This window comes from Streptomyces sp. P9(2023), assembly GCF_032436795.1.
In the GTDB taxonomy this organism is placed as follows: domain Bacteria; phylum Actinomycetota; class Actinomycetes; order Streptomycetales; family Streptomycetaceae; genus Streptomyces.
Genome location: NZ_JAUPWM010000157.1, coordinates 1 through 454, shown reverse-complemented (window position 1 = coordinate 454; position 454 = coordinate 1). Strand labels below are relative to the sequence as shown.

The window sequence follows — 454 nt, the reverse complement described above, 5'->3', positions numbered from 1 at the left end:
ATTGTACACCCACCCACTTAACGATAAGAGATGCTGGGCGCATAGCCATAGTACGAATACGGCTTCCGCTACCGTGTCCTGCCAGGTCGATCAGAATATCGATCCTATCGTCTCGTATACGTTCGGCTAGTTGCTGATCGTCCAGATGATAAGTCGTCACCCAACGGGTCACACATTGGCGAATATGTTGATTAATGAAGTCTTGCCTATCACTATCGCTATAGGCATAAAGTTCGATGTCGGCCGGTAGGGCTGCCAATCCGCTGGAGACCATCCATCCCACAGGATGAATATGGAAATTGGATGAAACTAACCCAACACGAATGGGGCGGCTGTGATCCGCTTCATGTACTCTGGGAATGGGAAAAATACGGTTATTAGTGGGCCCGAAGCGAGATTGCCAGGCTCTGGCCAGTTCTAGGATACCCTGAACAGTTGCTGCAGGATCGTAGTG

General features: G+C 50.0%; 1 protein-coding gene. It reads right to left on the bottom strand.

Going from position 1 to position 454, the window contains the following annotated elements; genetic code table 11:
• The coding region (locus tag Q5762_RS37145) for a hypothetical protein (RefSeq protein WP_315896723.1) at window positions 1–454 on the bottom strand (454 nt) is incomplete at both ends.